The sequence below is a fragment of the Streptomyces sp. NPDC031049 genome (genome assembly GCF_055571015.1).
The window spans coordinates 44,894-68,714 of the sequence record NZ_JBVIGC010000007.1; the positions used below are offsets into that span (position 1 = coordinate 44,894).

Annotated in this window: 22 protein-coding genes, 1 tRNA gene and 1 pseudogene; 9 read left to right on the forward strand and 15 right to left on the reverse strand. The window is 72.2% G+C overall.

Features of this window, described 5'->3' with window-relative positions; translation table 11 throughout:
- Position 1: 1 nt before the first annotated feature.
- Positions 2-904, forward strand: a complete 903-nt coding sequence (locus ACZ45Q_RS13900) for a sugar phosphate isomerase/epimerase family protein (RefSeq protein WP_468259645.1) — start codon at positions 2-4, stop codon at positions 902-904.
- Between the two features lie 140 nt (positions 905-1,044).
- Positions 1,045-1,458 carry a VOC family protein gene (locus ACZ45Q_RS13905; RefSeq protein ID WP_468259647.1) on the forward strand — a complete coding sequence of 138 codons (414 nt, stop codon included), beginning with the start codon at positions 1,045-1,047 and terminating at the stop codon, positions 1,456-1,458.
- Between the two features lie 40 nt (positions 1,459-1,498).
- Here ACZ45Q_RS13905 and ACZ45Q_RS13910 read toward each other — a convergent pair whose 3' ends face one another.
- The 3 genes and pseudogenes from ACZ45Q_RS13910 to ACZ45Q_RS13920 form a co-directional block, all read right to left on the reverse strand.
- On the reverse strand, positions 1,499-2,503 hold the full coding sequence (locus ACZ45Q_RS13910; RefSeq protein ID WP_468259649.1) for a Gfo/Idh/MocA family protein: 1,005 nt from the start codon (positions 2,501-2,503) through the stop codon (positions 1,499-1,501).
- A gap of 155 nt (positions 2,504-2,658) precedes the next feature.
- Positions 2,659-3,435 carry an SDR family oxidoreductase gene (locus ACZ45Q_RS13915; RefSeq protein WP_468259651.1) on the reverse strand — a complete coding sequence of 259 codons (777 nt, stop codon included), beginning with the start codon at positions 3,433-3,435 and terminating at the stop codon, positions 2,659-2,661.
- Between the two features lie 8 nt (positions 3,436-3,443).
- A pseudogene (locus tag ACZ45Q_RS13920) lies at positions 3,444-4,573 on the reverse strand (phytanoyl-CoA dioxygenase family protein).
- A gap of 165 nt (positions 4,574-4,738) precedes the next feature.
- Between ACZ45Q_RS13920 and ACZ45Q_RS13925 the strand changes: the two are divergent.
- Positions 4,739-5,773, forward strand: coding sequence for a LacI family DNA-binding transcriptional regulator (locus tag ACZ45Q_RS13925; RefSeq protein ID WP_468259653.1), 1,035 nt, complete (start codon positions 4,739-4,741; stop codon positions 5,771-5,773).
- A gap of 78 nt (positions 5,774-5,851) precedes the next feature.
- On the opposite strand, the gene ACZ45Q_RS13930 is transcribed toward ACZ45Q_RS13925, so the two are convergent.
- Entirely contained in the window at positions 5,852-7,015 is a 1,164-nt protein-coding gene (locus tag ACZ45Q_RS13930; RefSeq protein ID WP_468259656.1) for a Gfo/Idh/MocA family protein, read from the reverse strand.
- A 123-nt stretch (positions 7,016-7,138) separates the two neighbouring features.
- Between ACZ45Q_RS13930 and ACZ45Q_RS13935 the strand changes: the two genes are divergently transcribed.
- Positions 7,139-8,143, forward strand: a complete 1,005-nt coding sequence (locus ACZ45Q_RS13935; protein WP_468259659.1) for a LacI family DNA-binding transcriptional regulator — start codon at positions 7,139-7,141, stop codon at positions 8,141-8,143.
- A 35-nt stretch (positions 8,144-8,178) separates the two neighbouring features.
- On the opposite strand, the gene ACZ45Q_RS13940 is transcribed toward ACZ45Q_RS13935, so the two are convergent.
- Positions 8,179-8,523 (reverse strand): cupin domain-containing protein, encoded by a 345-nt coding sequence (locus ACZ45Q_RS13940; protein WP_468259662.1) that lies wholly within the window; start codon positions 8,521-8,523, stop codon positions 8,179-8,181.
- A gap of 171 nt (positions 8,524-8,694) precedes the next feature.
- On the opposite strand from ACZ45Q_RS13940, the gene ACZ45Q_RS13945 reads away from it, so the two are divergent.
- Positions 8,695-8,768, forward strand: a tRNA-Pro gene (locus ACZ45Q_RS13945).
- A 62-nt stretch (positions 8,769-8,830) separates the two neighbouring features.
- Here the strand turns inward: ACZ45Q_RS13945 and asnB are convergent.
- From asnB to ACZ45Q_RS13985, 8 genes are all read right to left on the reverse strand, one after another.
- Positions 8,831-10,684 (reverse strand): asparagine synthase (glutamine-hydrolyzing), encoded by a 1,854-nt coding sequence (gene asnB / locus ACZ45Q_RS13950; RefSeq protein WP_468259665.1) that lies wholly within the window; start codon positions 10,682-10,684, stop codon positions 8,831-8,833.
- An 89-nt stretch (positions 10,685-10,773) separates the two neighbouring features.
- Positions 10,774-11,472 carry a DUF2461 domain-containing protein gene (locus tag ACZ45Q_RS13955; protein WP_468259668.1) on the reverse strand — a complete coding sequence of 233 codons (699 nt, stop codon included), beginning with the start codon at positions 11,470-11,472 and terminating at the stop codon, positions 10,774-10,776.
- The gene (locus ACZ45Q_RS13960; protein ID WP_468259670.1) at positions 11,462-11,803 is read right to left on the reverse strand and encodes a TfoX/Sxy family protein; all 342 of its coding nucleotides are present in this window, start codon (positions 11,801-11,803) and stop codon (positions 11,462-11,464) included. Before ACZ45Q_RS13960 ends, ACZ45Q_RS13955 begins: the two co-directional genes overlap by 11 nt.
- A 14-nt stretch (positions 11,804-11,817) precedes the next feature.
- A complete protein-coding gene (locus tag ACZ45Q_RS13965; protein ID WP_468259673.1) occupies positions 11,818-14,310 on the reverse strand; it encodes a DHA2 family efflux MFS transporter permease subunit in 2,493 nt (830 codons plus the stop codon).
- Positions 14,311-14,349: 39 nt separating this feature from the next.
- Positions 14,350-14,682 carry a YciI family protein gene (locus tag ACZ45Q_RS13970; RefSeq protein ID WP_468259676.1) on the reverse strand — a complete coding sequence of 111 codons (333 nt, stop codon included), beginning with the start codon at positions 14,680-14,682 and terminating at the stop codon, positions 14,350-14,352.
- Positions 14,683-14,720: 38 nt separating this feature from the next.
- Positions 14,721-15,503, reverse strand: coding sequence for a class I SAM-dependent methyltransferase (locus ACZ45Q_RS13975; RefSeq protein WP_468259678.1), 783 nt, complete (start codon positions 15,501-15,503; stop codon positions 14,721-14,723).
- A 24-nt stretch (positions 15,504-15,527) separates the two neighbouring features.
- Complete coding sequence (locus tag ACZ45Q_RS13980; protein WP_468259681.1) at positions 15,528-15,857, reverse strand: SCP2 sterol-binding domain-containing protein; 330 nt, start codon at positions 15,855-15,857, stop codon at positions 15,528-15,530.
- Positions 15,858-15,875: 18 nt separating this feature from the next.
- The gene (locus tag ACZ45Q_RS13985) at positions 15,876-16,304 is read right to left on the reverse strand and encodes a VOC family protein (protein ID WP_468259683.1); all 429 of its coding nucleotides are present in this window, start codon (positions 16,302-16,304) and stop codon (positions 15,876-15,878) included.
- A gap of 365 nt (positions 16,305-16,669) precedes the next feature.
- On the opposite strand from ACZ45Q_RS13985, the gene ACZ45Q_RS13990 reads away from it, so the two are divergent.
- Positions 16,670-17,542 carry an AfsR/SARP family transcriptional regulator gene (locus ACZ45Q_RS13990; RefSeq protein ID WP_468259686.1) on the forward strand — a complete coding sequence of 291 codons (873 nt, stop codon included), beginning with the start codon at positions 16,670-16,672 and terminating at the stop codon, positions 17,540-17,542.
- Between the two features lie 71 nt (positions 17,543-17,613).
- Here ACZ45Q_RS13990 and ACZ45Q_RS13995 read toward each other — a convergent pair whose 3' ends face one another.
- Positions 17,614-18,456, reverse strand: coding sequence for a TetR/AcrR family transcriptional regulator (locus ACZ45Q_RS13995; protein WP_468259689.1), 843 nt, complete (start codon positions 18,454-18,456; stop codon positions 17,614-17,616).
- A 178-nt stretch (positions 18,457-18,634) separates the two neighbouring features.
- Between ACZ45Q_RS13995 and ACZ45Q_RS14000 the strand changes: the two genes are divergently transcribed.
- Positions 18,635-19,528 (forward strand): AfsR/SARP family transcriptional regulator, encoded by an 894-nt coding sequence (locus ACZ45Q_RS14000; protein ID WP_468259692.1) that lies wholly within the window; start codon positions 18,635-18,637, stop codon positions 19,526-19,528.
- 28 nt (positions 19,529-19,556) lie between these two features.
- On the opposite strand, the gene ACZ45Q_RS14005 is transcribed toward ACZ45Q_RS14000, so the two are convergent.
- A complete protein-coding gene (locus tag ACZ45Q_RS14005; RefSeq protein ID WP_468259695.1) occupies positions 19,557-19,934 on the reverse strand; it encodes a nuclear transport factor 2 family protein in 378 nt (125 codons plus the stop codon).
- Between the two features lie 341 nt (positions 19,935-20,275).
- Here ACZ45Q_RS14005 and ACZ45Q_RS14010 point away from each other — a divergent pair, with 341 nt between their 5' ends.
- Together ACZ45Q_RS14010 and ACZ45Q_RS14015 are read left to right on the forward strand one after the other, a co-directional pair.
- A complete protein-coding gene (locus ACZ45Q_RS14010; RefSeq protein WP_468259698.1) occupies positions 20,276-22,126 on the forward strand; it encodes an NAD(P)/FAD-dependent oxidoreductase in 1,851 nt (616 codons plus the stop codon).
- Entirely contained in the window at positions 22,119-23,816 is a 1,698-nt protein-coding gene (locus ACZ45Q_RS14015) for an NAD(P)/FAD-dependent oxidoreductase (RefSeq protein WP_468259700.1), read from the forward strand. Before ACZ45Q_RS14010 ends, ACZ45Q_RS14015 begins: the two co-directional genes overlap by 8 nt.
- Positions 23,817-23,821: the final 5 nt, after the last annotated feature.

A 23,821-nucleotide genomic window follows, 5' to 3' on the forward strand; every position in this document is an offset into this window, starting at 1 on the left:
CATGCCCCCTGCCCTCGACCGTATCCGGGTCGGCTCCGCCCCCGACTCCTGGGGCGTCTGGTTCCCCGACGACCCGCGGCAGGTGCCCTGGGAACGCTTCCTGGACGAGGTGGCCGAGGCCGGGTACTCCTGGATCGAACTCGGCCCCTACGGCTACCTGCCCACCGACCCCGCCCGGCTCACCGACGAGGTGGACCGGCGCGGCCTGAAGGTCTCCGCCGGCACCATCTTCTGCGGACTGCACCGCGGCCCCGCCGAGTGGGACGCCACCTGGGAGCAGGTCAGCCGGGTCGCCGCGCTCACCCAGGCCATGGGCGCCCGGCACCTCGTCGTCATCCCCTCCTTCTGGCGGGACGACAAGACCGCCGAGATCCTGGAGCCCAGCGAGCTGACCGCCGAGCAGTGGGCCCACCTGACCAAGGGCATGGAGCGGCTCGGCCACGAGGTCAGGGAGAACTACGGCCTGGACATCGTCGTCCACCCGCACGCCGACACCCACATCGACACCGAGGAGCACGTCGAGCGGTTCCTCGACTCCACCGACTCCGACCTGGTCGGCCTCTGCCTGGACACCGGCCACTACGCCTACTGCGGCGGCGACAGCGTCAAGCTGATCGAGACCTACGGCGAGCGCATCGGCTACCTGCACCTCAAGCAGGTCGACCCGGAGATCCTCGCCGAGGTCACCGCGGGCGGCGTGCCGTTCGGGCCGGCCGTGGCGCGCGGTGTGATGTGCGAACCGCCGGGCGGAGTGCCGGAGCTGGAGCCGGTGCTCGCCGCCGCCCAGCGGCTCGGCGTGGACCTGTTCGCGATCGTCGAGCAGGACATGTACCCCTGCGAAGCGGACGAGCCGCTGCCGATCGCCGTGCGCACCCGCAGGTTCCTGCGCTCCTGCGGCGCCTGACCCCCGGGCCCCGTCGTCCGGCCGGGCGGCCCGCCGGGGCGGCCGTGCGCGAGCCCGCACGGCCGCTCCGGCGGGCCGTTGTCAGTGGCGGGCGCTAGCGTGCTGAGCACTGGCACTTCGGCCCGATCCGGGAGGCAGTCATGAGTTCGCGTCTCAACCCCTACCTCAGCTTCGACGGCGACGCCCGGCAGGCGATGGAGTTCTACGAGCAGGTGTTCGGCGGCACGCTGCGGATGAACACCTTCGGGGAGTTCGGCATGGCCGACAGCCCGAACGCCGACCAGATCATGCACGCCATGCTGGAGACACCGAGCGGCTTCACCCTGATGGCCTCCGACACCCCGCCCGGCACGGAGCACAAGCCGGGCAACACCATGGCCGTGAGCCTCAGCGGCGACGACGACGCCGAGCTGCGCGGCTACTGGGAGAAGCTGTCCGACGGCGGCACCGTCACCGTGCCGCTGGAGAAGCAGATGTGGGGCGACGTCTTCGGCATGTGCACGGACCGCTTCGGCGTCTCCTGGATGGTGGACATCGGCGAGCCGGCGAGCTGACGCACAGCCCGCCGGCTCCGGTGCCCGCGTCCCGGGCCGCTCAGTCGCGCCGTACCTCCGCCAGGGTCACCGGGCGGTGCTCGCGCAGCGACAGCGTGCACGCCTCGGCGATCCAGCCCGCCTCCAGCGCGTCCTCGACCGTGCAGGGCGAGGGCCGCGCACCGGCGACGACCTCGGTGAACGCGGTGAGTTCGGCGCGGTAGGCGGCGGCGAAGCGGTCCATGAAGAAGTCGTGCGGAGTACCGGCCGGGAAGTCCACGCCGGGCTCCACCGACCGCAGCGGCAGCCGGTCGTCCAGGCCGACGGCGATGGAGTCGGCGAAGCCGTGCAGCTCCATCCGGACGTCGTAGCCCCGGGCGTTGTGCCGGCTGTTGGAGACCACGGCGAGCGTGCCGTCGTCCAGGGTGAGGACCGCGCCGGTGGTGTCGGCGTCGCCCGCCCGCCGGATGTGGTCGGCGCCGCGGTTGCCGCCGGCGGCGTACACCTCGGTCACCTCGCGGCCCGTCACCCAGCGGACGGCGTCGAAGTCGTGGACCGCGCAGTCCCGGAAGATGCCGCCGGACGCGGCGATGTACGCGGCCGGCGGGGGCGCCGGGTCCAGCGTCGTCGACCGCACGGTGTGCAGTGTGCCCAGCTCGCCGGCCCGGACCGCCTCCCGGGCGGCGGCGAAGCCCGCGTCGAAGCGGCGGTTGAAGCCGATCTGCACCGGCACGTCGCGGCCGGCGATCGCCTTGAGCACCTCGACGCCCTCCGCCATGGTGCGGGCGACCGGCTTCTCGCAGAAGACGGGGACGCCGGCGTCCACGGCGGCGGTGATCAGCGCCGGGTGGGCGTCGGTCGCGGCGGCGACCACGACCCCGTCCACGCCGGCGGCGAGCACGGCCTCGGGGGAGTCCGCGATCCGGGCGCCGAACCGGGCGGCGGCGGCCTCGGCCGCGTCCGCGAACGGGTCGGCGACGACGAGGGAGTCGACGGCGTCGAGACCGGAGAGGGTTTCGGCATGGAAGGCGCCGATGCGGCCGAGGCCCAGGATTCCGATGCGCATGAGCTTCGCTGCTCCTTGGTTCTGTCCTCAACGCCGGACGCGCTTGAGGGGGTTGCTGTCCGCTGCGGGCGGGGTGGGCGAGGGGGCGTACGAGGGGCGAGGGGACGAGGGTGGGCGTACGACGGGCGAGTGGGGCGACGGCGGGGCGTGCGAGATCAGTCCAGGCCGCCCAGGACGTTCTGGTCCCAGTCGATCACCGAGCCGGTGACCACGCCGGAGCGGTCCGACAGGAGCAGGGCGACGAAGTCGGCGATCTCCTCCGGCCGGCCCAGCCGGCCCATCGGCAGGCGGGCGGCGGCCACCTCGCGCCAGTCGTCGCCCGCGCCGTGGAAGGCGCGCTGGGTCGCGTCCTCTCCCTCGGTCGCCGTCCAGCCGATGTTCAGGCCGTTGATCCGGATGCGGTCCCAGCGGTGGGCGTGGGCGGCGTTCCGCGTCAGGCCCGCGAGTCCGGCCTTCGCGGCGACGTACGGGGCCAGGAACGGCTGACCCCCGTGCGCCGACGACGTGATGATGTTGACGATCGTGCCGGGGGCGCCGCGCCGCACCATGTCGGCCACGGCCGCCTGCATCGCGAAGAACGGGCCCCGGAGGTTGACCGCGATGTGCTGGTCGAACAGCTCCGGGGTGGTGTCCAGCAGCGTCCCCCGGGAGGTCAGGCCGGCCGAGTTGACCAGGCAGTCGATGCGGCCGGAGGCCTCCACGACCCGCGCGACGCACGCCCCGGCCTGCTCCGCGTCGGCCAGGTCGGCGCGGACGTACGCCGCCTTGCCGCCCGCCGCGGTCAGCTCGGCGACCAGCGCCTCACCGGGGCCGGGCCGGCGCCCGGTGACGGTCACGTGCGCGCCCTCGCGGACGGCGGCCCGCGCGACGGCCGCACCGACGCCCTGGCTGCCGCCGTTGACCAGGACGACCTTGTCGTCGAGCAGTCCCATGGTGTCCCTCAGCTCTCTCCTCGGCTCCGCCGCCGTCCGGCCCCGGCCCGCAGCTCGGCACGGAGCGCCTCGGGCGGCCACTCCTCGCGCAGCGCCCGCCGGACGGTGTCGGCCTGGGACGGCGGCGCCAGCCCGTCGACGGGCGGGTCGCGGTCCAGGTCCGTGGGGAACGGATAGCCCTCCGCGCTCGCGGCGATCACGTTCTCCAGCCATCGCCCGGGCACGCCCTGGGCCCTGCGGCGCAGCAGCACCGGGTAGACCGCCTCGACCACCGCCGCCCGGTCCACGGTCTCCATCGCCCGGCCGAACGCCGAGGAGATCTGGAGCAGATGGGCCATGCGCCGGATGCCGGCGGAGCGGTTGGCGCCGGCCGCGTGAACAGCGCCGGGTTGAAGAAGACCGCGTCGCCCTTGGCGAGCGGCAGCTGGACGCGGTGGGCGTCGAAGTACTCCTGGAACTCGGGCAGTCGCCAGGCGAGGTACCCCGGTTCGTACGTCTGCGAGTACGGCAGGTACATCGTCGGACCCGACTCGACCGGCATGTCGCAGTGCGCCACCGCGCCCTGGAGGGTGAGCACGGGGGAGAGGCGGTGCACGTGCGCGGGGTAGGCGGCGGCCGCCTGGGCCGAGAGGAACCCGAGGTGGTAGTCGCGGTGCGCGGTCTGCGCCGCGCCGCCCGGGTTGACCACGTTGACCTGCGACGTGACCTGGTAGCCGGGGCCCAGCCAGGCCTCGGCCGCCAGCGCCAGCACGTCGTTGGCGTAGTAGTCGGCGAACGCCTCCGGATCGTACCGGGCCGCCTTCTCCAGGGCGTTCCACACCCGGTCGTTGGCGCCCGGCGGGGCGAAGTGGTCGCCGCCGCCCGCGCCCGACGCGCGCTGCCCGGCGATCAGCGCGTCGAACACCGCGGTGGCCCGGTCGACCACCGCCGGGTCCGGGAAGGCACCGCGCACGACGATGACGCCGGGGCCCTCGGTGAGGACGCGCACCCATTCGTCCCGGACCCCGCCACCGGCTTCGACCCGGCCGGCCTCGTACACCGGCACGCCCTGCTGCACGTCCTGGGCGTGCGGGTGGTCGGCCGGGTCGGTGGTCCGCTCGACGAGCTCACGGAAGGCGTCGAGGTCGCAGTCCCACATCGTCGTCCCTTCGGGTCGGGAGCAGCCGGGTCAGGAGGAACCGGGTCAGGAGGAACCGGCAGGGGCAACCGGGTCACGGAAGGCCGCGGCCCTGTCATTCTTGTCAGTACAAACCCCTCGAACAACCAGCAGCGAGCCATCAAAAACCCCTCAAGGAGCCGCCGTATGGGCCACCCGTTCCCCATCCGGGAGATCGCGCGCCAGGCCGGACTGAGCGAGGCCACCGTGGACCGGGTCCTCAACGGCCGCGGCGGGGTGCGGCCGAGCACGGCGCAGGAGGTGCACCGGGCCATCGCCGATCTGGACCGGCAGCGCACCCAGGTCCGGCTGGTCGGCCGGACCTTCATGGTGGACATCGTGATGCAGGCGCCGGAGCGGTTCACCACGGCCGTACGGGCGGCGCTGGAGGCCGAACTGCCGTCCCTGCACCCGGCCGTGGTGCGCTCCCGGTTCCACTTCCGGCAGACCGGCCCCGTCGAGGACCTGGTGCGCACCCTGGACCGGATCGCCCGGCGCGGCTCCCAGGGCGTGATCCTCAAGGCCCCGGACGTCCCCGAGGCGACGGCCGCCGTGGGCCGGCTGGCGGCGGCGGGCATCCCGGTCGTGACCCTGGTCACCGACCTGCCGGCCAGCGCCCGCATCGCCTACGTCGGCATCGACGACCGCGCGGCGGGCGCCACCGCCGCGTATCTCACCGGGCAGTGGCTCGGCGACCGCCCCGGCAACGTCCTGACCAGCCTCAGCAGCGGGTTCTTCCGCAACGAGGAGGAGCGGGAGATGGGCTTCCGCGGTGTCATGCGGGCCCGCCACCCTGAGCGCACGCTGGTGGAGATCACCGAGGGCCAGGGCCTGGACGCCACCCAGTACGACCTGGTCCGCGCCGCCCTGGAACGCGACCCGCAGATCCGGGCCGTGTACTCGATCGGCGGCGGGAACGTCGCCACGCTGCGGGCGTTCGCCGACCTGGGCCGCACCTGCGCCGTCTTCGTCGCCCACGACCTGGACCACGACAACGTCCGGCTGCTGCGCGAGCACCGGCTCTCCGCCGTGCTCCACCACGACCTGCGCCAGGACATGCGCGAGGCCTGCCACGCCGTGATGCGCGCCCACGGCGCCCTGCCGCCCGCCGGGCCGGTGCTGCCCTCCGCGATCCAGGTGGTCACGCCGTACAACATGCCACCGCAGGCGACGGCCGCGTGAACCCGCGCCCGGCCACCGGGACCGGTCCTGGACATCTCCGAGCCGACGGGCCCCGACCCCGGGAGGCACCGCCGTCCCTCACGCTCCCGCGTCCACCTCCGCCCAGGCGCCGCTCGCCGCCGACCGCGCCATCGCGTCCAGTACGGCCGCCGCGTGCACGGCGTCGCTCAGCGTGGCGCCGTACGGGGTGCCCTCGGCGACGGAGCGCAGGAAACGGTAGGCCTCCACGACCTTCAGGTCGTCGTAGCCCATGGCGTTGGCGGCACCCGGCTGGAAGGCGGCGAACTCGCCGTGCCCGGGGCCGACGTACACCGTGCTGACCGGCTGGTCCTGGTACGACGTACCGCGGCTGACGCCCAGTTCGTTCATGCGCCGGAAGTCCCAGAACACCGCGCCCCGGGTGCCGTGCACCTCGAAGCCGTACGCGTTCTGCTCGCCCACCGACACCCTGCTGGCCTCCAGGACGCCGCGCGCCCCGGAGGCGAAGCGGAGCAGACAGCCGACGTAGTCCTCGTTCTCCACCGGGCCCGGCTCGCCGCCCGAGGCGCGGGCGTGTCCCGCGGTGGCCGCGGCCGGCCGGGCCCGCCACGGCAGGAAGACCGCCGTGTCCGCGGCCAGCGACGCGATGTCGCCCAGCAGGAACCGGGCCAGGTCCGCGCCGTGCGAGGCCAGGTCGCCCAGGACGCCGCTGCCGCCGCGTTCCCGCTCGTACCGCCAGGTCAGCGCGGACTCGGGGTGCGCCGCGTAGTCGCTGAACAGCCGGATCCGGACATGGGTGACGGTGCCGATCTCGCCCGAGGCGATCAGATCGCGGGCCGCCTCCACGGCGGGCGCGTTGCGGTAGTTGAAGCCGACGGCGCCCTGCACGCCCGCCGCGGCGACCGCCTCGGCCACCGCGCGGGCGTCCTCGGCGGTCAGGCCCACCGGCTTCTCGATCCACAGGTGCTTGCCGGCCTCGGCCATGGCGACGCCGATCTCGCGGTGCAGGAAGTTCGGCGCGGTGACGCTGACGGCCCGGACCCGGGGATCGGCGGCCACTTCGCGCCAGTCGCGGGCCGTCGAGGCGAACCCGAACTGCTCGGCGGCCTCCTCGGCCCGGCCGGGCACCTCCTCGGCGACGGTCACCAGCTCCGGGCGCAGCGGCAGGTGGGGATAGTGGTGGCGGACCCGGGCGTAGGCCTGGGTGTGCACCCGGCCCATCCAGCCGAACCCGACGACGGCGACACCGAGCACATCCACCATGAGAGCCCCTCGTTGGACCGGTCCACAACACCTGCCCGCCCACCCTGGGCGCCATACACGGGCACTGTCAAGCATCCACACGGGCTTTGACAGGGGCCCCCGGGTCATGGAACGGTCCAGAACATGAAGCAGCCGACCATCCGCGACGTGGCCGAGCGCGCCGGGGTCTCCAAGTCGCTGGTGTCCCTGGTGCTGCGCGGCTCCCCGCAGGTGCGTCCCGACAAGCGGGAGGCCGTGCTGCGGGCCGTACGGGACCTCGGGTACCGGCCGAACGCGGCGGCCCGCAGCCTCAGCGAGCAGCGCACGCGCACGGTCGGCGTGCTCCTGAACGACCTGCGCAACCCGTGGTTCGTCGAGCTGCTCGACGGTCTGAACTCCCTGCTGCACGCGGCCGGTCTCCACATGCTGCTGGCCGACGCCCGCCTCAACCGCCGCACCGGCCAGGACCCGGCCGGCCCGCTCGGCGACCTCGGCGTGGACGGACTGGTGGTGGTCGGCACCCTGCCCGACCCGGCCGCCCTCGATGCGGTCGCCGCCCGGATGCCGGTCGTCGTCGCGGGCGCGCGCGAACCGGTGCCGCCGGGCGTGGACGTCGTCGCCGGCGACGACGAGCGCGGGGCACGGCTGGCCACCGAGCACCTCCTCGGCCTCGGCCACCGCCGCGTCGCCCACCTCGCCGGATACGGCGCCGTCGGCGAACTGCGGCGGCGCAGCTACGAGTCGGCCATGGACGCCCACGGCCTCGCCGACCGGGCGGTCGTGGAACCCACGGACATGACCGAGGAGGGCGGCTACCGCGCCGCCGTCCGGCTGCTCGCCCGCCCCGACCGGCCCACCGCGGTCTTCGCCGTCAACGACATCGCCTGCGTCGGCGCCCTCTCGGCGGCCGGAGAGCTGGGCCTGCGGGTCCCGCGGGACCTGTCCGTGGCCGGCTACGACAACACCGGCATCTCCCGGCTGCGCCACGTGTGGCTGACCACCGTCGACAACGCGGGCCACGAGGTCGGCCGCCGTGCCGCCCGCTGCCTGCTCGACCGGTTCGCACGGCGCGGGGGCGAGGGGAGCCTCCATCTCGCGCCGCCCACCCTGGAGATCCGGGGCACCACGGCCCCGCCCGCCGGAGGGTGACGGCCGGTCACGACGCGCGCGCCGGCGCCGTGCCGTCACCCGCCGACGGCGTAGACCTTCCGCAGCGTCTCGTGCACCGTCCACGTCGTCCGGTCGCCCTCGCGCAGCACGACCAGGTCGCCCGGGCCGACCTCCAGCGTCGGCCCGCCCTCCACCTCGATGGTGGCCGACCCGCTGAGCACCACGAACATCTCGTCCGCCTCGGTGTCGGTGACGACCCCCGGGGTGATCTGCCAGACGCCGCGCGCCCGGCGGCCGTCCGCCGACTCCCAGACGACCTTCCCGGTCACCTCGGGGGTGCCGGAGACGATCTGCGCGGGATCGAGCGGCTCGGGTTCGAGCGCGGCGTCGGGCACGTGGAGAGCGAAGCTGTGGTCCATGGCGTCAATCTAGCCAGCACGCAGGCGGCGGGACGCGCGACAGGTTGTGCCGTTTCCGGGGCCGTGCGCGACACTTCGTCGTCCCGCCGCAGCGGGGGCGCCGGCGTCCCGCCCGCGCCCGTGCGGTAGGCTCGGCCTGCGCGTTCACCCGGACCGGTCCGGGACGCGCACCGGGACGTGGCGCAGCTTGGTAGCGCACTTGACTGGGGGTCAAGGGGTCGCAGGTTCAAATCCTGTCGTCCCGACTCGCGAAGCGGCGGGTCGCGGGGCCGGGCCGGATGCCGGCCGGCCCCCGCCGCCCGCTCCGCTAGGGGAGCCGCAGGGTCGGACGGTAGGCGTCCAGCCAGGTGGCCAGGTCCAAAGTCCGCTCCAGGCCCAACCGGGTCAGCCGGTCCATCCCGTCCGCGTCCCGGCCCGTGGCGTCCTCCAGCCACCGCCGGTCCATCAGCTCGAAGACGGCGTGTCCCCGGTCGCCGAGCAGTTCCTTGCCCTGCCGCTGGAGTTCCGCCGCGTAGTACGGGTCCTGCGTCGAGGGGTAGGCGCTCTTGGGCCGCCACAGCACCGACTCCGGGAGCACGTCCCGGGCGGCCCCGCGCAGCAGGCTCTTCTCCCGGCCGTCGTACGTCTTGAACGCCCAGGGCGTGTTGTAGACGTACTCGACGAGCCGGTGGTCGCAGAACGGCACCCGCACCTCGAGCCCGAGCGCCATGCTCAGCCGGTCCTTGCGGTCCAGCAGGTAGCGCATGAACCGGGTCAGATGCAGATGGATCATGACCCGCATGCGGTACTCGAAGTCGTCCTCCGAGCCGTAGTCGTCGCCGGCGTCGAGCCGCTCGACCTCCCCCAGGGCACCGGCGTACGCGTCCCGCCGGTACTCCTCCAGCGCCAGGCCCGACCACAGCTCCGGCCGCACGCCCGTGCCGTCCTTGTCGAACGCGCCGATGTTCAGCGCGATCCACGGGAAGGCGCGGGCCTGCTGGATCTGCGGCACGTGCATGTGCTTGTACCCGCCGAAGACCTCGTCCGCGGCCTCGCCGGACAGGGCCACGGTCGAGCGCTGCCTGATCTCCTTGAACAGCAGGTACAGGGAGAAGTCGATGTCGCCCATCGTCATCGGCACGTCCCGGGCACCGATCACCGCCCTGCGGATCGCGGGGTCGGCGAGGGTCTTCGGGCCGATGACGATGTCGGCGTGGTCGGAGCCGACGTGCTCGGCGACGTCCTTCACGTACGGGGCGTCGACGGTGTCGCGCAGATCGTCGGACTTGAAGTTCTCCGCGTGGTCCATGAAGTCGACCGCGAAGGTCCGCACCCGTTCCTCGCCCAGGTGCGCCGCGGACAGCGCGGTGAGCGTGCCGGAGTCCAGCCCTCCGGAGAGCAGCACACAGCGCGGCACGTCCGCGACGAGCTGCCGCCGCACCGTGTCGTCGAGCAGCTCACGGACCCGGGCGACGGTGGTCTCCACGTCGTCGGGGTGCGGGCGGGTCTCGAGCCGCCAGTAGGTGCGCTCGCGCAGCCCGCCCGCGTCCACCGTGACGACGGTGCCGGGCTCCACCTGCCGCATGCCCGACCAGAACGCATGCCCCGGTGTGAAGCAGTACGACAACGACTCGCGCAGCCCGTCGGAGTCCACCACGCGTTCGGCGAGCGGATGGGCCAGGATCGCCTTCGGTTCGGAGCCGAACAGCAGTCCGTCGCGGGTGCGGTAGTAGTAGAAGGGCTTGATGCCCAGCCGGTCCCGGATCATCACCAGCTTCTGCGCGCGCCCGTCCCAGACGGCGAACGCGTACATGCCGTTGAGCCGGTCGGCGACCGCCTCGCCCCAGCGCAGATAGCCGCGCAGCACCACCTCGGTGTCGCTGGCGGTCGTGAAGCGCTCACCGCGCCGGACCAGTTCCTCGCGCAGCTCGGTGAAGTTGTAGGTCTCGCCGCTGTAGACGAGCGTGACCGCGCCGTTCGGGGTCCGCACCGTCATCGGCTGCTTTCCGCCGGGCAGGTCGATCACGGCCAGCCTCCGGTGGCCGAGGGCGGCGTGGGGCTCCACCCAGGTGCCGGACGCGTCGGGGCCCCGGCAGGCCATCGTCCGCGTCATCGCGTCCAGGGTCTCCCGCTCACGGGTGAGGTCACGGTCGAACGAGACCCAACCGGTTATGCCGCACATCCGCCGTCCTCCTGTGGTCGGCTACAAGCCCGTGGTCCTGTTCCCCGGCCGCTCCCGGTGCCGCGCGCGGCACCGGGAGCCGTCCCGGGTCAGCGCCGGCGCGGTGTCTCGCTCTCCCCGACGTGGGTGTCGATCCACTCCTTCAGGGGCGCCGTCGCCGTCCAGATCTCGCGCACCGCGTCGATGGCCCCGGCCCGGTGCATCCAGTCGGCCCGCTCGTACTCCTTGATCACCACCGCGCCCTTCCAGCGCAGCAGTTCCTCGCGGGGGTGGTCCGCGGGGTAGCCGGCGGGCACCCGCTTGAGGACGGGTTGCGCGCCCGGTTCCACCACCAGGTCCCGCTCGGCCAGACGACGGCGGATCGCCTCGAACTCCGCCGCGGGCCCGGCGTCGTCGACGGCCGAACGGAAGCGTTTGACCTGGTCCGGTGCGAAGGCCATGGCCCCGCCGGCCAGCCGCATCCCCTCGGCGTCGATCCGCAGGAAGGCACCGATGCCGCCGACGGCCCGGTCGCTGGTGGTGACACCGACCCAGGTCTTGTACGGCGTCTTGTCCTTGGAGAACCGCACGTCCCGCTGCGGCCGGAAGGTGCGCAGCGGCCCGAACTCCTCCTCCAGGTCGGCCATGAGCCGTTCGACCGGTTCCCTCACGGACGTCTCCCAGACGGTCCGGTGAGCCTCCCAGTACGTCTTGGAGTTGTCCTTCTCCAGTCCTTCGAGGAAGGAGAAGAGCTCCGGCGGGAAGCCGTCGAAGGGCGGGGTGACGTGCACACCCTTCTCAGTCGCCACTGCCGCTCACCTTTCGGTTGTAGTCCAGCGCCTCCGCGATCCAGCCCTCGAAGGCCTCCTCGGAGTCGATGCCGTGGGCGGCGACCACGATCCAGCCCTTGCCCATGGGCTTTCCGCGCATCTCCGCCCAGTCGGCGCCCTCGCGCTCCAGCAGCTTCTCCGCCCGGTCGGGATCGCAGCGGACCATGAGCCGTCCGTCGCCGTTGGCGGTGACCGCCATGCTGCCGTCGACCATGAAGGCGAGGCTGCCGAACATCTTCACCTCGCGCACCTGGCGCTGTCCGGAGAGAGCTTCCCGGATGCGGTTCGCGAGTTCCTCGTCGTACGCCATCGTCGGCCGCCCTCCTAGATCGTGGTGGCCAGGGGCAGCGCGGGATCGCCGCTCCATTCCACGAGGCCGTCATCGTAGAGAGCCACGTTGCGCACACCGAGCATTTCCAGCGCGAAGGCGTCGACGGTCGCGTCCACCCCCGCGGCGCAGTACGCGACGACCTGGCCGGCCTTCGTCGCACCGACCGCCGCGAACCGGTCGGCGAGCCGGGGCGCCGGCAGGAAGCAGCCGGTCGCGGGGTCCAGGAGCGAGGCCGCCGGGACGTTGACGCTGGAGGGGATGTGGCCGGTGCGGCCGTGCGCGACCGGGACCTGGCCGGCGTGCTGCTCGGGCGAGAGCGCGTTGACCAGGCAGACGTCGGGGGCGTCGACGGCGGCCCGTACCTGATCCCGCGTCACGAACATCTCCGGCCGCGGGTGCGGGACGAAGTGGCCCCGCTCCACGTCCGGGACGTCCGTGGCCATCGGGCGGCCCTCCGCGGCCCACTTGCGCCGACCGCCGTCGAGCACGGCGGCGTTGTCGTGCCCGAGCCAGCGCAGCAGCCACCAGAGCCGGGTGGCGAAGGCGGTGTGCGCCCCGTCGTAGAGGACCACCGCGGTGCCGTTGCCGATCCCGAGCCGTTCCAGGGACGCGGCCAGCGGCCCGGGCGGCGGCACGGCGAACGGCTTGGGCGCGGTGGGATCGGCTAGTTCGGTGAGCAGGTCGGCGAAGACGGCGCCCGGTAGGTGCCCCTGCTCGTAGCCCTCACGGCCGCTGCCGAGGTGGACGCCCCCTTCCGGAAGCGGCCGGAAGTCGACCGTGCAGTCGACGACGACGAGCCCCGGACGCCCCAGGTGCTCCGCGAGCCACTCGGTCCCGACGAGCGCCGAGGGCACCCGCACGGCGGCCGGCGCCGCCCCGGCCCGGGCGTCCGCTCCGGCGCCGCCCGTCGCGCCCGCGGCCGGCGTCCTCCCGGCCGGCGCGGCGGTCGGGACCGGGTCGGGCAGCCGCCCACGGGTCATCAGGGCCGCGGCGAGCACGGCGATCAGCAGCGTGCAGCCGGCGCAGGCCAGGAAGACGACGTGGATCGCGTCGACGAAGGACTGCTGCACCGCCGCCGTGAACTCGCCCCGGTCGACGGGCAGGTCCGGGACGGCACCGGCGCCCTGGCCGGCGCTCGCGCCGGAACCGCCGATGCGCTCGGCGAGCGCGTGGCCGGCCTCTCCGCCCACGCCCATGCGGGCCAGGGCGGAGACGACCTCGTCCTTGAAGACCGACACGACCACCGTGCCCAGCACCGCGGCGCCCGCGGTGAACCCCGCGATCCGGGTCGTGTTGATCATCGAAGAGCCCAGTCCGGCCCGCTCGGGCGGCGTGGAGGCCATCACGGCCAGTGTCAGCGGTGCGAACATGCAGCCGATACCGCCGCCGACCAGCCCGAGCTTCCACCACACCGCACCGAATCCGGAACCCGGCTCGACCGTGGTCAGCAGCAGGAAACCGGCCGTCACCAGCAGTCCGCCGACGATGATCGGGACCCGGGGGCCCAGCTTGCCGGCCAGGGTGCTGGCCGGCGGTGAGAAGAAGAAGATGCCGAGCGTCAGCGGCAGCAGCCGAAGGCCGGTCTCCAGCGCCGAGTGCGCCTGCACGGTCTGGAAGTACTGGGCCATGAAGAACATCGCGCCGACGATGACGAAGCCGAGCAGCGACGCGATGACACTGGACACCGCGAACATGCGGTTGCGGAACAGGTCCAGCGGCAGCATCGGCTCCCGGCTGCGCGTCTCCACGACCACGAACGCCCCGAGCAGCACCGCGGACCCGACGAGGAGACCGACGATCAGCGCCGATCCCCAGCCCTCGCGCTCGCCCTGGATCAGCGCCATGATCAGGCAGAACAGACCGGCGGTCACACAGATCTGACCGGGCACGTCCAGCCGGCCGGCGCGCGGGTTGCGCGACTCGATCAGCCAGCGCAGGCCCAGCGCCAGGGCCACGACGCCGACCGGCAGGTTGATCAGGAAGATCGCGTGCCAGCTGAAGGACTCGATCAGCACACCGCCGAAGAGCGGGCCCAGGGCCAGGGCGACGCCGGAGACGGCGGTCCAGATGCCGATCGCCTTCGCCCGGCCCGCCGGGTCGTTGAACGTCGACACCAGCAGCGCGAGGCTCCCGGTCTCGATCGCGGCGGCGCCGACCCCCTGCAACACCCGCCCGAGGATCAGCACGCCGAAGCTGTCCGCGAAACCGCACAGGGCGGAACCGGCGACGAAGAGGACGAGGCCGGTGAGGAACACCCGTTTTCGGCCCAGCCGGTCCCCCAGGGTGCCGGTCATCAGCATCAGTGCGGCGAACGGCAGCGTGTAGGCGTCCACGGTCCACTGCAGGTCCGACATCTGCGCGCCGAGATCCTGCTGGATCTCGCCCAGGGCGACGAAGATGATGGACCCGTCGAGCAGGACCATGAACGACCCCAGGCTGGTGACCAGCAGGGTCATCGCCCTGAGGGCGCGTGACGTTGTCTCCATGGTGCGTGGGCTCCCTGAGAGATGGCGTGAGCGGATGCCTCAGCCGGCGGCCGGCTGCTCCTGGTACTTGGGGAAGAGGCTGAGGAACTGGGGCGGCACCAGGAAGGGGTGCACCTCCACGCGGTCCCACACCTTGTTGACGATGTAGGGCTCGTTCTTGAGCCATTCGTCGATCTCTTCGCGTGTCTCGAAATCGACGATGAGGACTCCGCCGGTCATCTTCCCGGCGCCGTCCAGGATTCCTCCGCCGAAGAGGAAGGAACCGTCGGCCATCATCCGCTCGCCGTTGGCCATGTGGGCGGGGCGGACGTGCATCCGCCGCTCGAACGTCCCCGGCTCGGTGCTGTCATAGGCGATGACTGCGTACAGCAATGCCGCTGTCCTTTCCGTGCTGTGCCGAAGAGGGCGGGTCAGTCCTCGGACCGCCGGCCCCACACCGACACCGTGATCGGGGTGTACAGGACGGTGTCCGAGGGCTGTTGGAGCTGGTCGAAAGCGGCCTCGATCTCCTTCTCGCCCATCAGCCCCACCTTGGTGATCATGGGGGCGAGCTTGGCCAGGCTCAGCACGATCGTCTGCATCTCGGGGGTGCCCGCCTGGACGGCGGTGAGCTGGCAGTCGGTGCCGAGCACGGTGAGCCCGGTGCGGCGGAACGCGGGCAGGAGCTTCATCCCGTACCCGGGGTCGGCGCCGCCGAAGTAGAAGAAGGTCTCCAGGGCGCTGGCCGCCCGGGTGAGCAGGGGCGAGGGCGGGTCGACCCGCTGGATGCTGCGGATGTCGGCCTCCTCGACCAGCAGGTGGCCGCCGGGCTTGAGGGCCTTGGCGAACTCGCCGAGGATCCGCTCCCGGTCCGCCAGGTGCATGAGGAGGATCTTGGCGTGCACGAGGTCGTACGCGCCCTCCTGAAGCGGTGTGGTCGTGATGTCCTGCTGCCGGACCTCGAGGTTCGGCGCGGACAGCCCGTCCATGTAGGACGTCTCGATGTCGATGGCGTGGACCGTGCCGAAGTGGCCGACCCGGTTGGACAGCCAGCGGGCGATCGACCCCGCCCCGGCCCCGACCTCGGCACAGGTCCACCCCTCGCCGACACCTATCTGCTCCAGGTAGCGGATCGTCGCGGGATCGGTGAGCGCCGCGACCGCCTCCAGGCGGACCTTCTCGGGGTCGGTGGTGTGTTCCGCGGTTTTCTGCACGTCGTCAACTCCTTGAGTCAGGTGTCAGACGCCGGTCTCGAAGAGCTTGGGAACCTTCATCGCGAGCATCATGTCGCCCTTGACCTTGAGCTTTCCGGTCATGAAGGCGCGCATCGCGTCCTGGCGGCCCTCCGCGATCGCCACCCAGGTCTCGCTGCTGGTGACGAACGTCGTGTCGGGCTCGTCGACCCCGCCGGGGATGAGCCGGCCCTGGCCGTTCTTGATCTCGAAGGCCCAGACGCCCGGGTCCTCGTCGGTGATCTTCCATTGCAGGGTCCGGTTCATGCCCGCGGCGGCCTCGTGGTTGAAGCGGGTGGCGAGCGCGGCGAACAACTCTCCGACGGTCATGGACATGGAGCGGCTCCCTCGGGGTCAGTCCAGGCCGATCCGGCGCTGGATCTCCTTGACCTGCGGATAGACATCGAACAGCTGGAGGTGGTTGCCGTCGGGGTCCTTGACGCCGAACGTGCGGCCCGAGCCCATGTCGACGACCGGGGTGCGGATCTCGTAACCGCCCTGAAGGGCCGTCTTGTGGGCGACCTCGGCGTCGTCGACGGCGAACCCGAGCATGAGGCCCCCGCTGGCCTCCGGGATGTCCGCCTGGGTCGGATTGCCGGCCCGGGTGGCCACGTCCTGGACGAGGATGCTGGCGGAGCGCTTCTCCGAGCGCAGCCAGACGAAGTCGCCCTCGGGGGCGGTGAACTCGGGGACGACGGAGAATCCGAGCAGTTCGGTGTAGAACGCCGTGGTGCGCTCCACGTCACGGGCCAGGACGGTCACCGCGTCCAGATGCGAGAGCATGGGTGCGAGTCCCCTTCCGGGGGTGGTGGGATGTGGCGGCACAACCCGTCGACGGCTGTGCGGGGACGCTAGTCACGCCGACTTACCGAGTGCTTACGGGTCCTGAAAGTGGCGTCGCCCACCCGGTCGCGCTCCCGCTCCCGCCCGGGACCTTCCACCGCCGCCGGCCGGCTGGCACGATGCCTGCCCCGGGCCGCAGGGGCGGCCCGGGAGAGCGGAGTCCCGCCGTGACGGGGTACGAGGGTGACGAAGACCATGACTCCGGGTGGTTTCGACCGGACCACCGGGGGAATCAAGGGTCGAACACCCGAGGGCGTTCGCAGGGTCGAACACCCGAGGGCGTTCAACGGGGGACGGGGAACGCAATGGACCGATCACAGGGGGCTGCGCGGACGCCGTCGTCCGCCGCGCCCGCCCGAACCGGCACGACACCGCCGGACGACGCCGGCGAGCGGCCCGGCGCACGACATGAGTACCAGGCATGGCTCTTCGGCTCGTTCCGGGTCCACCGGGCCGGCGTCCCCCTGGGGGAGCCGCGCGGTGGCCGGGCGAGCGCACGCACACTTCTGAAGTGGTTCCTGCTCAACCCGGGGCAGGAGTTCCGGGACGTGGAACTGGCCGAGGTGCTCTGGCCCGGCTGTCCGGGGAACCGGGCCAACAGGCTGCACGTGACGCAGCACTCGCTGCGCCGGGTGCTGGAGCCGGAGCTGGCCAGCCGGCAGCCGTCGCGGTTCATCCGGTCCGATCCCCACGGCCACTACTGGTTCGATCCCGGCGACCGCTGGTGGACCGACGCCGACGAGGTGGCGCTGTTGTCGAAGCGGGCGTGCGCCGCGCGCCGGGCGGGCGACACACGGACCGCGATCGCGGCCTACGAAGGCCTGCTGGCCCACTACGACCTCGGGTTCCTGCCCGAGGAGGTCTACCAGGACGCGTTCGCGCCCTTCCGGGCGGCCCACGAGCGCGGACACGAGGAGACCTTGCTCCAGCTGCTGCGCCTGCACCGTCGGGCGGGGCACCACTACGAGGCGCTGACCTGTGCGACGAGGATCCTGGACCGCGACCCCTACGCGGAGGAGGCGGCCACCGCCGCCGTCGAGATCCACCTGGCCCAGGGCAGTCTCACCGGGGCCATCTCCCAGCTGGAGCAGTTCGTCCGGGTCCTGCGCGAGGACCTGGGGGTGGCGCCCGGTCCCGAACTCCTCGCGCTGCGGGAGCGGGTGAGGCGTGCGCGATGAGGGCCGCGCGCCCCGCGGGGCGGCACCGGCGGGCGCCGGCCGCGCACCGCGGTCCTCGTACGCCGTCGGCGTCACGCCCGTCGGGCGAGGACCTCCCGGCTGATCGCGGCCAGCCGGTCCCAGTCCTCCGCCATCCCGGCGCTGCGGCCGATCTCCCGCATCACGGCGGTGAACAGCGCCCCCGACCTGACCAGCTGCGGCCGGACGTGCCCGAACACCTCCAGCGTGACGATGCCGTACAGCTGCGCCCAGGCGAGTTCGAACAGCCAGATCATCCCCAGGCCGTCGGGTCCCAGCAGCTCCGCGACATCGGGCCTGCCGTCCCCGCCGGGGGAGTGCACCGCCACGAACTCCTCGTCGAGTTCCTCCCGGGCGGGAACGGGGAACGGCTGCCGCTGCGCCAGCCGGACGAAGATCTGTCCGAAGAAGTCGGCGAACAGCTGCACCCCGCCGGAGGCGCCCGGCGAGTCGGCGGTGAGCGGATGGACCGGCCGTCCACCCTCCGACCGGGCGACGTGGTCCCCGGAGAGCGAGTTGGTCTGGAAGACCAGCTGGAACTCGTCGATGTGGTCCAGCGCCCAGCCGCGGAAGGCGGAGGCCGCCGCCACCATCTGCGCCGCCGGGTCGTCGTCGCCGTAGGGCTCGGCGGCCGCGGCCATCTCGCGGACGATCTCGGCGAAGATGTCGTTCGACAGAAGGTCGTTGAGCGCGGCCACGTTGCCCACGTAGCGGTACAGCGCGGGGGCGGTGAAGCCCATCTCGGCCGCCACCGCCCGCAGGGTCACCTCACGGCCGGCCCGCAGCAGGGACCGGCCGGCCTCGACGATCTCCTCCAGCGTGGCCTGCCTCAGGCGCTCCCGGCGGTTCAGCACCGGACGCGTCCGCTCGACGCGTCCGGGGTCGACGTGGCTCATCCGGCACCTCCCGGTGGGTTCGTCAGGGCATGGAGAAGGGCCGATGCGCGGCATCCGCCCTTCCCACGGTAACGCTTGACAACTACGGTGAACACCCTTCACCGTTAACGCCAGTAACTGCCCCTATACCCATACACGATCGCTGAAGAAACAAACGGGGAGGGCGAACGTGCACGGTATGACTTCAGGGACAGCCCTGCTCACCGAACCCGCGTGGTGCCACCCGCGGGACGGGGAACACGGGGCGACCTACCGGGCCTATCTGTTCGGCCCGTTCCGCGTCTTCAAGGGCCAGGAGGTGCTCGGCCGGCACCGCCAGCGCCGGGGGAAGGCGCTGCTGCTGCTCAAGTGGTTCCTGCTGAACCCGGGCAAGCCGGTCTCCATGGACCAGCTCATCGAACTCGGCTGGCAGGACACCGCGCCCGACAAGGCGGCCAGCAACTTCCACGTCGGCATGCACTGTCTGCGCCGGATGCTCGAGCCTGACCTCCGCCCGGGCCAGGAGTCGTCCTTCATCCACCGCAGCGGCACCAACTTCTACCGCTTCGAGGCCGGGGACGGCTGGTGGAGCGACGCGCACGAGGTGGAACGCCTCTTCGAGCAGGCGCGCAGCAGCGACGCCCGGGGCGACGCCCGCCGCGCCTGCTTCTACTACAGCCGCGTCACCGCCTACACCGTGCGACGGTTCCTGGAGGACGAGGAGTCCCAGCAGCCGTGGCTCGCACCGTACCGCCGGCAGTACGAGGGCCTGTGCTCGCAGGCGCTGATCCGGCTGATCCAGCTCCACCGGGCGCGCGGTGAGCTGGACGAGGCCGTGGAGTACGCCTACGAGAAGCTGCGGCTGGACCCCTACAACGAACTCGCCGCCACCACCATCGTCGAGGGGCACCTCCAGCTCGGCCGGCCCGCCCGCGCCCTGCGCGAGCTGTCCGGGTTCCTCAGGTCCCTCGAACACGACCTGGGAGCCGCGGCCGGCCGCGACCTGCTGGCGCTGCGCGAACGGATCATGCACGCGCCGCCGCACGCGCCCGAGCGGGCGCTGTCGCCGACCGGCTCCCGCGGTCCCGTCTGAGACGGGACCGCGAGGCGGTGCCGGACGGTCAGGAGCCGGACGCCGCCTGCTCGGCCGCGATGAACGGCGCCTGGTTGAAGATGATCCGCAGGTGCCTGATGGTGCCGTCCCGCACCGTCAGGCACTCGGCGCCGGGGGCGCTGTCCACCGGCAGGGTCTTCGTGTCGTACATCAGCAGGGCCGTCCGGTCGTCACCGAACGCGGCGATCAGCTGCGAGTCGGTCAGGATCTGCGTGAAGGGCTCCATGAAGCCCCGGAAGGCCTCCGCGCCCTCCAGGCGCCCGGACGGCGCCTCGCACACGATGTCGTCGGCGATGTAGTCCATGGCGCGGTCGAAGTCGTGACCGGTCCACGCCCGGTGATAGGCGAGGGCGGTGTCCAGGGCGGGACTGGGCGCTTGGGTCATGACGGTTCCCTTTTTCGTGACGGGGTCGGAATCCGTCGGTGCCCGGACCGGACGGACGTCCCGGCCCCCGCACCGACGTTTCTTCAACCGCGTCGTGCGCGGCCGGGACACGCCACCAGAGCGCGATTCACTCCGTTGTCGACAAAGAGACCCGAAAGCGCGGTCGCCGGACGCACCGAACGGCGGAGTTCCGTGTGGCGTGTGTGAACCGCGGGATTCCAGCCGCCGGAATCCGGGTGTTCCGGCGGCCGACGAAACGCATTCCGAGGCGTCAGCTTGCACGTGAAGTAAGTCGTCCGTAATCCCGCCCTCCGAGAGTCGTCCGGGACGAAGGGGGACGCATGACCCAATCAGCACGGCATCGGATATCCGACCTGTCCGCCGAACAGCGGGCCCTGCTCACCCGGAAACTCAGGACCCGCACCGCCGACGCCGGCACCGAGCCCGGCCACTACGACGTGGTGGTCCTGGGCGGCGGGGCGGCCGGCCTCACGCTCGCACTCCACCTGCGGCGGGCCCGCCCGGGTGTGCGGGTGCTGGTCGCCGAGCGGCAGGAGCACCCCGTACCCGAGGCCGCGCACAAGGTCGGCGAGTCCACCGTGGAGATCGCCGCCCACTATCTGCGCGACGTCCTCGGACTCGGGGAACACCTGGAGCAGCGGCAGATCCGCAAATTCGGCCTCCGCATGTTCTTCAGCAACGGGGACAACACCGATATCACCGACCGTGTCGAGCTGGGCAGTTCGGTCTTTCCGCCGCTGGCCACCTATCAGCTCGACCGCGGCCGTCTGGAGAACGAACTCGGCACGGCCTGTGCGCGCGAAGGCATCGAATTCCTCCCCGCGAGCAGGGTTCTCCAGGTCGATTTCGCGCCCGACGCCTCGCCCCACCGGGTCCGCCTGGCCGTGGAGGGCCGCGAACGCCTCGTCCACGCCCGCTGGGTGGTCGACGCCACCGGGCGCAGCCACTTCCTCGGGCGGCGCTTCGGCCTGCGCAAGGAGGTGGGGCACAAGGCCAACGCGGCCTGGTTCCGGGTCGGCCGGCCCATCGACCTCGGTTCCTGGAGCGACGACCCCGACTGGCACGCGCGGCTGAAGGAGGGCCGGCGCGAGCTGTCCACCAACCACCTGATGGGACCCGGCTACTGGGTCTGGCTCATCCGGCTCGCCTCCGACGCCATCAGCATCGGCATCGTCGCGGACGCCGGCGCCCACCGGTTCGACGAGTTCAACACCCTCGACAAGGCACTGGACTGGCTGCGCCGCCACGAGCCGCAGTGCGCCCGGGCGGTGACCGAGCACCAGGACCGGATCCAGGACTTCCGCGTCATGAAGGACTACGCCTACAGCTGCGAACGGGTGTACGACGGTGCCGGCCGCTGGTGCCTGACGGGCGAGTCCGGCATCTTCCTGGACCCGCTGTACTCCCCGGGACTGGACCTGATCGCCATCAGCAACACCCTGGTGACCGACCTGGTGACCCGGTCGCTCGACGGCGAGGACGTCACCGTGCGGGCATCCGTCCACGACGCGCTCTTCCGGCGCGTGACCGACATGTGGCTCGCCGTCTACGAGAACCAGTACGCGCTGATGGGCAACGCCCGCGTGATGGTCTCCAAGGTGATCTGGGACACCGCCTTCTACTGGGGCGTCTTCGGCCTGCTCTTCTTCCAGGACCGGTTCCGCACGGTGGCCGACACACCCTCGGTCGCCGCCGACCTGGAGCGCCTCACCGACATCAGCAACCGGGTCCAGGCGTTCTTCCGCGAGTGGGCCGCCCTCGACGACTCCCGTCTCGACCCCCGGTTCGTCGACCTGTACTCCCCGCTGGACTTCATGGTCCGGCTGCACGCGGGCATGGCCGACGACCTGACCGACGTCACGTTCCCCGAGCGCTTCTCGGCCAACACCCGGCTCTTCGCCCAACTGGCCGGGCAACTGGTCACCGCGGTCATCGACGCCCACGGCGACCGGTACGGCGACGACCGGGTCATGGCCCAGGTCCAGAGCTGGCAGCGGGACCCGCTGATCGCCGACCTGGTCGCCGGCCACCGCCGGGAACGCCATCGCAACCCCACCAGCGACGGCTGGATCGCCCTGCCCACGACCGGCCCGCGGACGAGCAGCCCGGGCCGGCGACCGAACGGAGCGGACGGCATGGAACCCCACCCCAGCGAGGTCAGCTATGCATGACACCTCCGAGCGCTTCGACGTGGCCGTCCTCGGCGGCGGCATCGCCGGGCTGACCCTGGCCCTTCAGCTCAGGCGCACCGATCCGGACCTGCGCATCGCCGTCCTCGAACGGCAGCCGCACCCGGTGCCCGAGGCCGCCCACAAGGTCGGTGAGTCCAGCGTCGAGGTCCAGGCCCACTACCTGCGCGACGTCCTCGGTCTGAAGGACCACCTGGAGACCGAGCAGCTGCGCAAGTTCGGCCTGCGGATGTTCTTCAGCCACGCCGGCAACGAGGACATCGCCCGGCGCGTGGAGTACGGCCAGGTCTCCGAGGCACCCCTGGCCTCCTACCAGCTCGACCGGGGCCGGCTGGAGAACGCGCTCGGTCACCTCGTCGCCGACCTGGGAGTGACGTTCCGCCGGCCCTGCAAGGTCCGGGACGTGGCCCTGGCCACCGGCGACGACGACCACCTCGTCCGCATCCAGGACGGCACGGAGCGGCGCACGCTGCGGGCCCGCTGGGTCGTCGACGCGACCGGGCGCGCCGGCCTGCTCAAGCGCAAGCTGGGGCTGGCCCGGCCGGTGGGCCACCGTGCCAACGCCGCCTGGTTCCGCATCGGCCACGAGGTCGACGTACAGCAGTGGTCGGACGACGAGCGGTGGCGGGCCCGGGTCGAGGACGGTCTGCGCCGGCTGTCCACCAACCACCTCATGGGCCCCGGCTACTGGGTCTGGCTCATCCCGCTCGCGTCGGGCTCCACCAGCATCGGCATCGTCGCCGACGACGCGGCGCACCCCTTCGAGGGGTTCAACACCCTGGAACGCGCGCTGGAGTGGCTGGACGCGCACGAGCCGCAGTGCGCGGCCGACGTACGCCGCCACCGTGGGAAGATCCAGGACTTCCGGGTGATGAAGGACTACGCCTACGGCTGCCGGCAGGTGTACTCCGAGGACCGCTGGTGCCTGATCGGTGAGGCCGGGGTGTCGATCGACCCGCTCTACTCCTCGGGCGGCGACCTCATGGCGATCGGCAACGGCCTCGTCACGGACCTCGTCACCCGGGACCGCCGGGGCGAGGACGTCACCGACCGGGCCGTGGCGCACAACCAGGTCTACCTGGTGCTCAGCGAGATCTGGCTGGTCGCCTACGAGGGCCAGTACCCGGTCATGGCCGACCCGCAGGTGATGGTGGCCAAGGTCGTCTGGGACACGATCATCTACTGGGCCGTGCCCGGCCTGCTGTTCTTCCACGACACCTTCCGCCGCCTCGGCGAGAGCCCCCGCGCCTACGCCGACCTCCAGCGCATCTGGCTGCTGCACACCCGCGTCCAGCAGTTCTTCCGGGAGTGGCACTCCGCCGGCAACGAGCCGGCCTCCGACGTCTTCGCCGACCCCTACAGCCTGCTCGACTTCATCGTCGACCTGCACAACGGCATGGCGGCCGGCCTCGACGACGACGAGCTGGAGGAACAGTTCACCCGCAACGTGGACCTGCTGGAGCGGCTCGCGGGCCAGCTGGTGGACACCGTGGCCGGGCGACTGGAGCGGCGCGGCGCCGACGACACGGCCCGGGCCCTGGTCGACGGCTGGCGCGCCGACGCACTGCTGAGCGAGGCCGTCGAGCGCTACCGGGAGCGCAAGGACGGCATGGAGCCCGTCGACAGCGCCTGGATCACCCTCGGCACCCGGACCGCGGCGGTGGCGCCGTGAAGGAC

What these genes read in the sequence shown, in the direction of transcription:
- ACZ45Q_RS13900 (WP_468259645.1), top strand. Translation starts at nt 2, where the DNA reads ATGCCCCCTGCCCTCGACCGTATCCGGGTCGGCTCCGCCCCCGACTCC.
- ACZ45Q_RS13905 (WP_468259647.1), top strand. Translation starts at nt 1,045, where the DNA reads ATGAGTTCGCGTCTCAACCCCTACCTCAGCTTCGACGGCGACGCCCGG.
- ACZ45Q_RS13910 (WP_468259649.1), bottom strand. Translation starts at nt 2,503, where the DNA reads ATGCGCATCGGAATCCTGGGCCTCGGCCGCATCGGCGCCTTCCATGCC.
- ACZ45Q_RS13915 (WP_468259651.1), bottom strand. Translation starts at nt 3,435, where the DNA reads ATGGGACTGCTCGACGACAAGGTCGTCCTGGTCAACGGCGGCAGCCAG.
- ACZ45Q_RS13925 (WP_468259653.1), top strand. Translation starts at nt 4,739, where the DNA reads ATGGGCCACCCGTTCCCCATCCGGGAGATCGCGCGCCAGGCCGGACTG.
- ACZ45Q_RS13930 (WP_468259656.1), bottom strand. Translation starts at nt 7,015, where the DNA reads ATGGTGGATGTGCTCGGTGTCGCCGTCGTCGGGTTCGGCTGGATGGGC.
- ACZ45Q_RS13935 (WP_468259659.1), top strand. Translation starts at nt 7,139, where the DNA reads ATGAAGCAGCCGACCATCCGCGACGTGGCCGAGCGCGCCGGGGTCTCC.
- ACZ45Q_RS13940 (WP_468259662.1), bottom strand. Translation starts at nt 8,523, where the DNA reads ATGGACCACAGCTTCGCTCTCCACGTGCCCGACGCCGCGCTCGAACCC.
- asnB (WP_468259665.1), bottom strand. Translation starts at nt 10,684, where the DNA reads ATGTGCGGCATAACCGGTTGGGTCTCGTTCGACCGTGACCTCACCCGT.
- ACZ45Q_RS13960 (WP_468259670.1), bottom strand. Translation starts at nt 11,803, where the DNA reads ATGGCGTACGACGAGGAACTCGCGAACCGCATCCGGGAAGCTCTCTCC.
- ACZ45Q_RS13965 (WP_468259673.1), bottom strand. Translation starts at nt 14,310, where the DNA reads ATGGAGACAACGTCACGCGCCCTCAGGGCGATGACCCTGCTGGTCACC.
- ACZ45Q_RS13980 (WP_468259681.1), bottom strand. Translation starts at nt 15,857, where the DNA reads ATGTCCATGACCGTCGGAGAGTTGTTCGCCGCGCTCGCCACCCGCTTC.
- ACZ45Q_RS13985 (WP_468259683.1), bottom strand. Translation starts at nt 16,304, where the DNA reads ATGCTCTCGCATCTGGACGCGGTGACCGTCCTGGCCCGTGACGTGGAG.
- ACZ45Q_RS13990 (WP_468259686.1), top strand. Translation starts at nt 16,670, where the DNA reads ATGGACCGATCACAGGGGGCTGCGCGGACGCCGTCGTCCGCCGCGCCC.
- ACZ45Q_RS13995 (WP_468259689.1), bottom strand. Translation starts at nt 18,456, where the DNA reads ATGAGCCACGTCGACCCCGGACGCGTCGAGCGGACGCGTCCGGTGCTG.
- ACZ45Q_RS14000 (WP_468259692.1), top strand. Translation starts at nt 18,635, where the DNA reads ATGACTTCAGGGACAGCCCTGCTCACCGAACCCGCGTGGTGCCACCCG.
- ACZ45Q_RS14005 (WP_468259695.1), bottom strand. Translation starts at nt 19,934, where the DNA reads ATGACCCAAGCGCCCAGTCCCGCCCTGGACACCGCCCTCGCCTATCAC.
- ACZ45Q_RS14010 (WP_468259698.1), top strand. Translation starts at nt 20,276, where the DNA reads ATGACCCAATCAGCACGGCATCGGATATCCGACCTGTCCGCCGAACAG.
- ACZ45Q_RS14015 (WP_468259700.1), top strand. Translation starts at nt 22,119, where the DNA reads ATGCATGACACCTCCGAGCGCTTCGACGTGGCCGTCCTCGGCGGCGGC.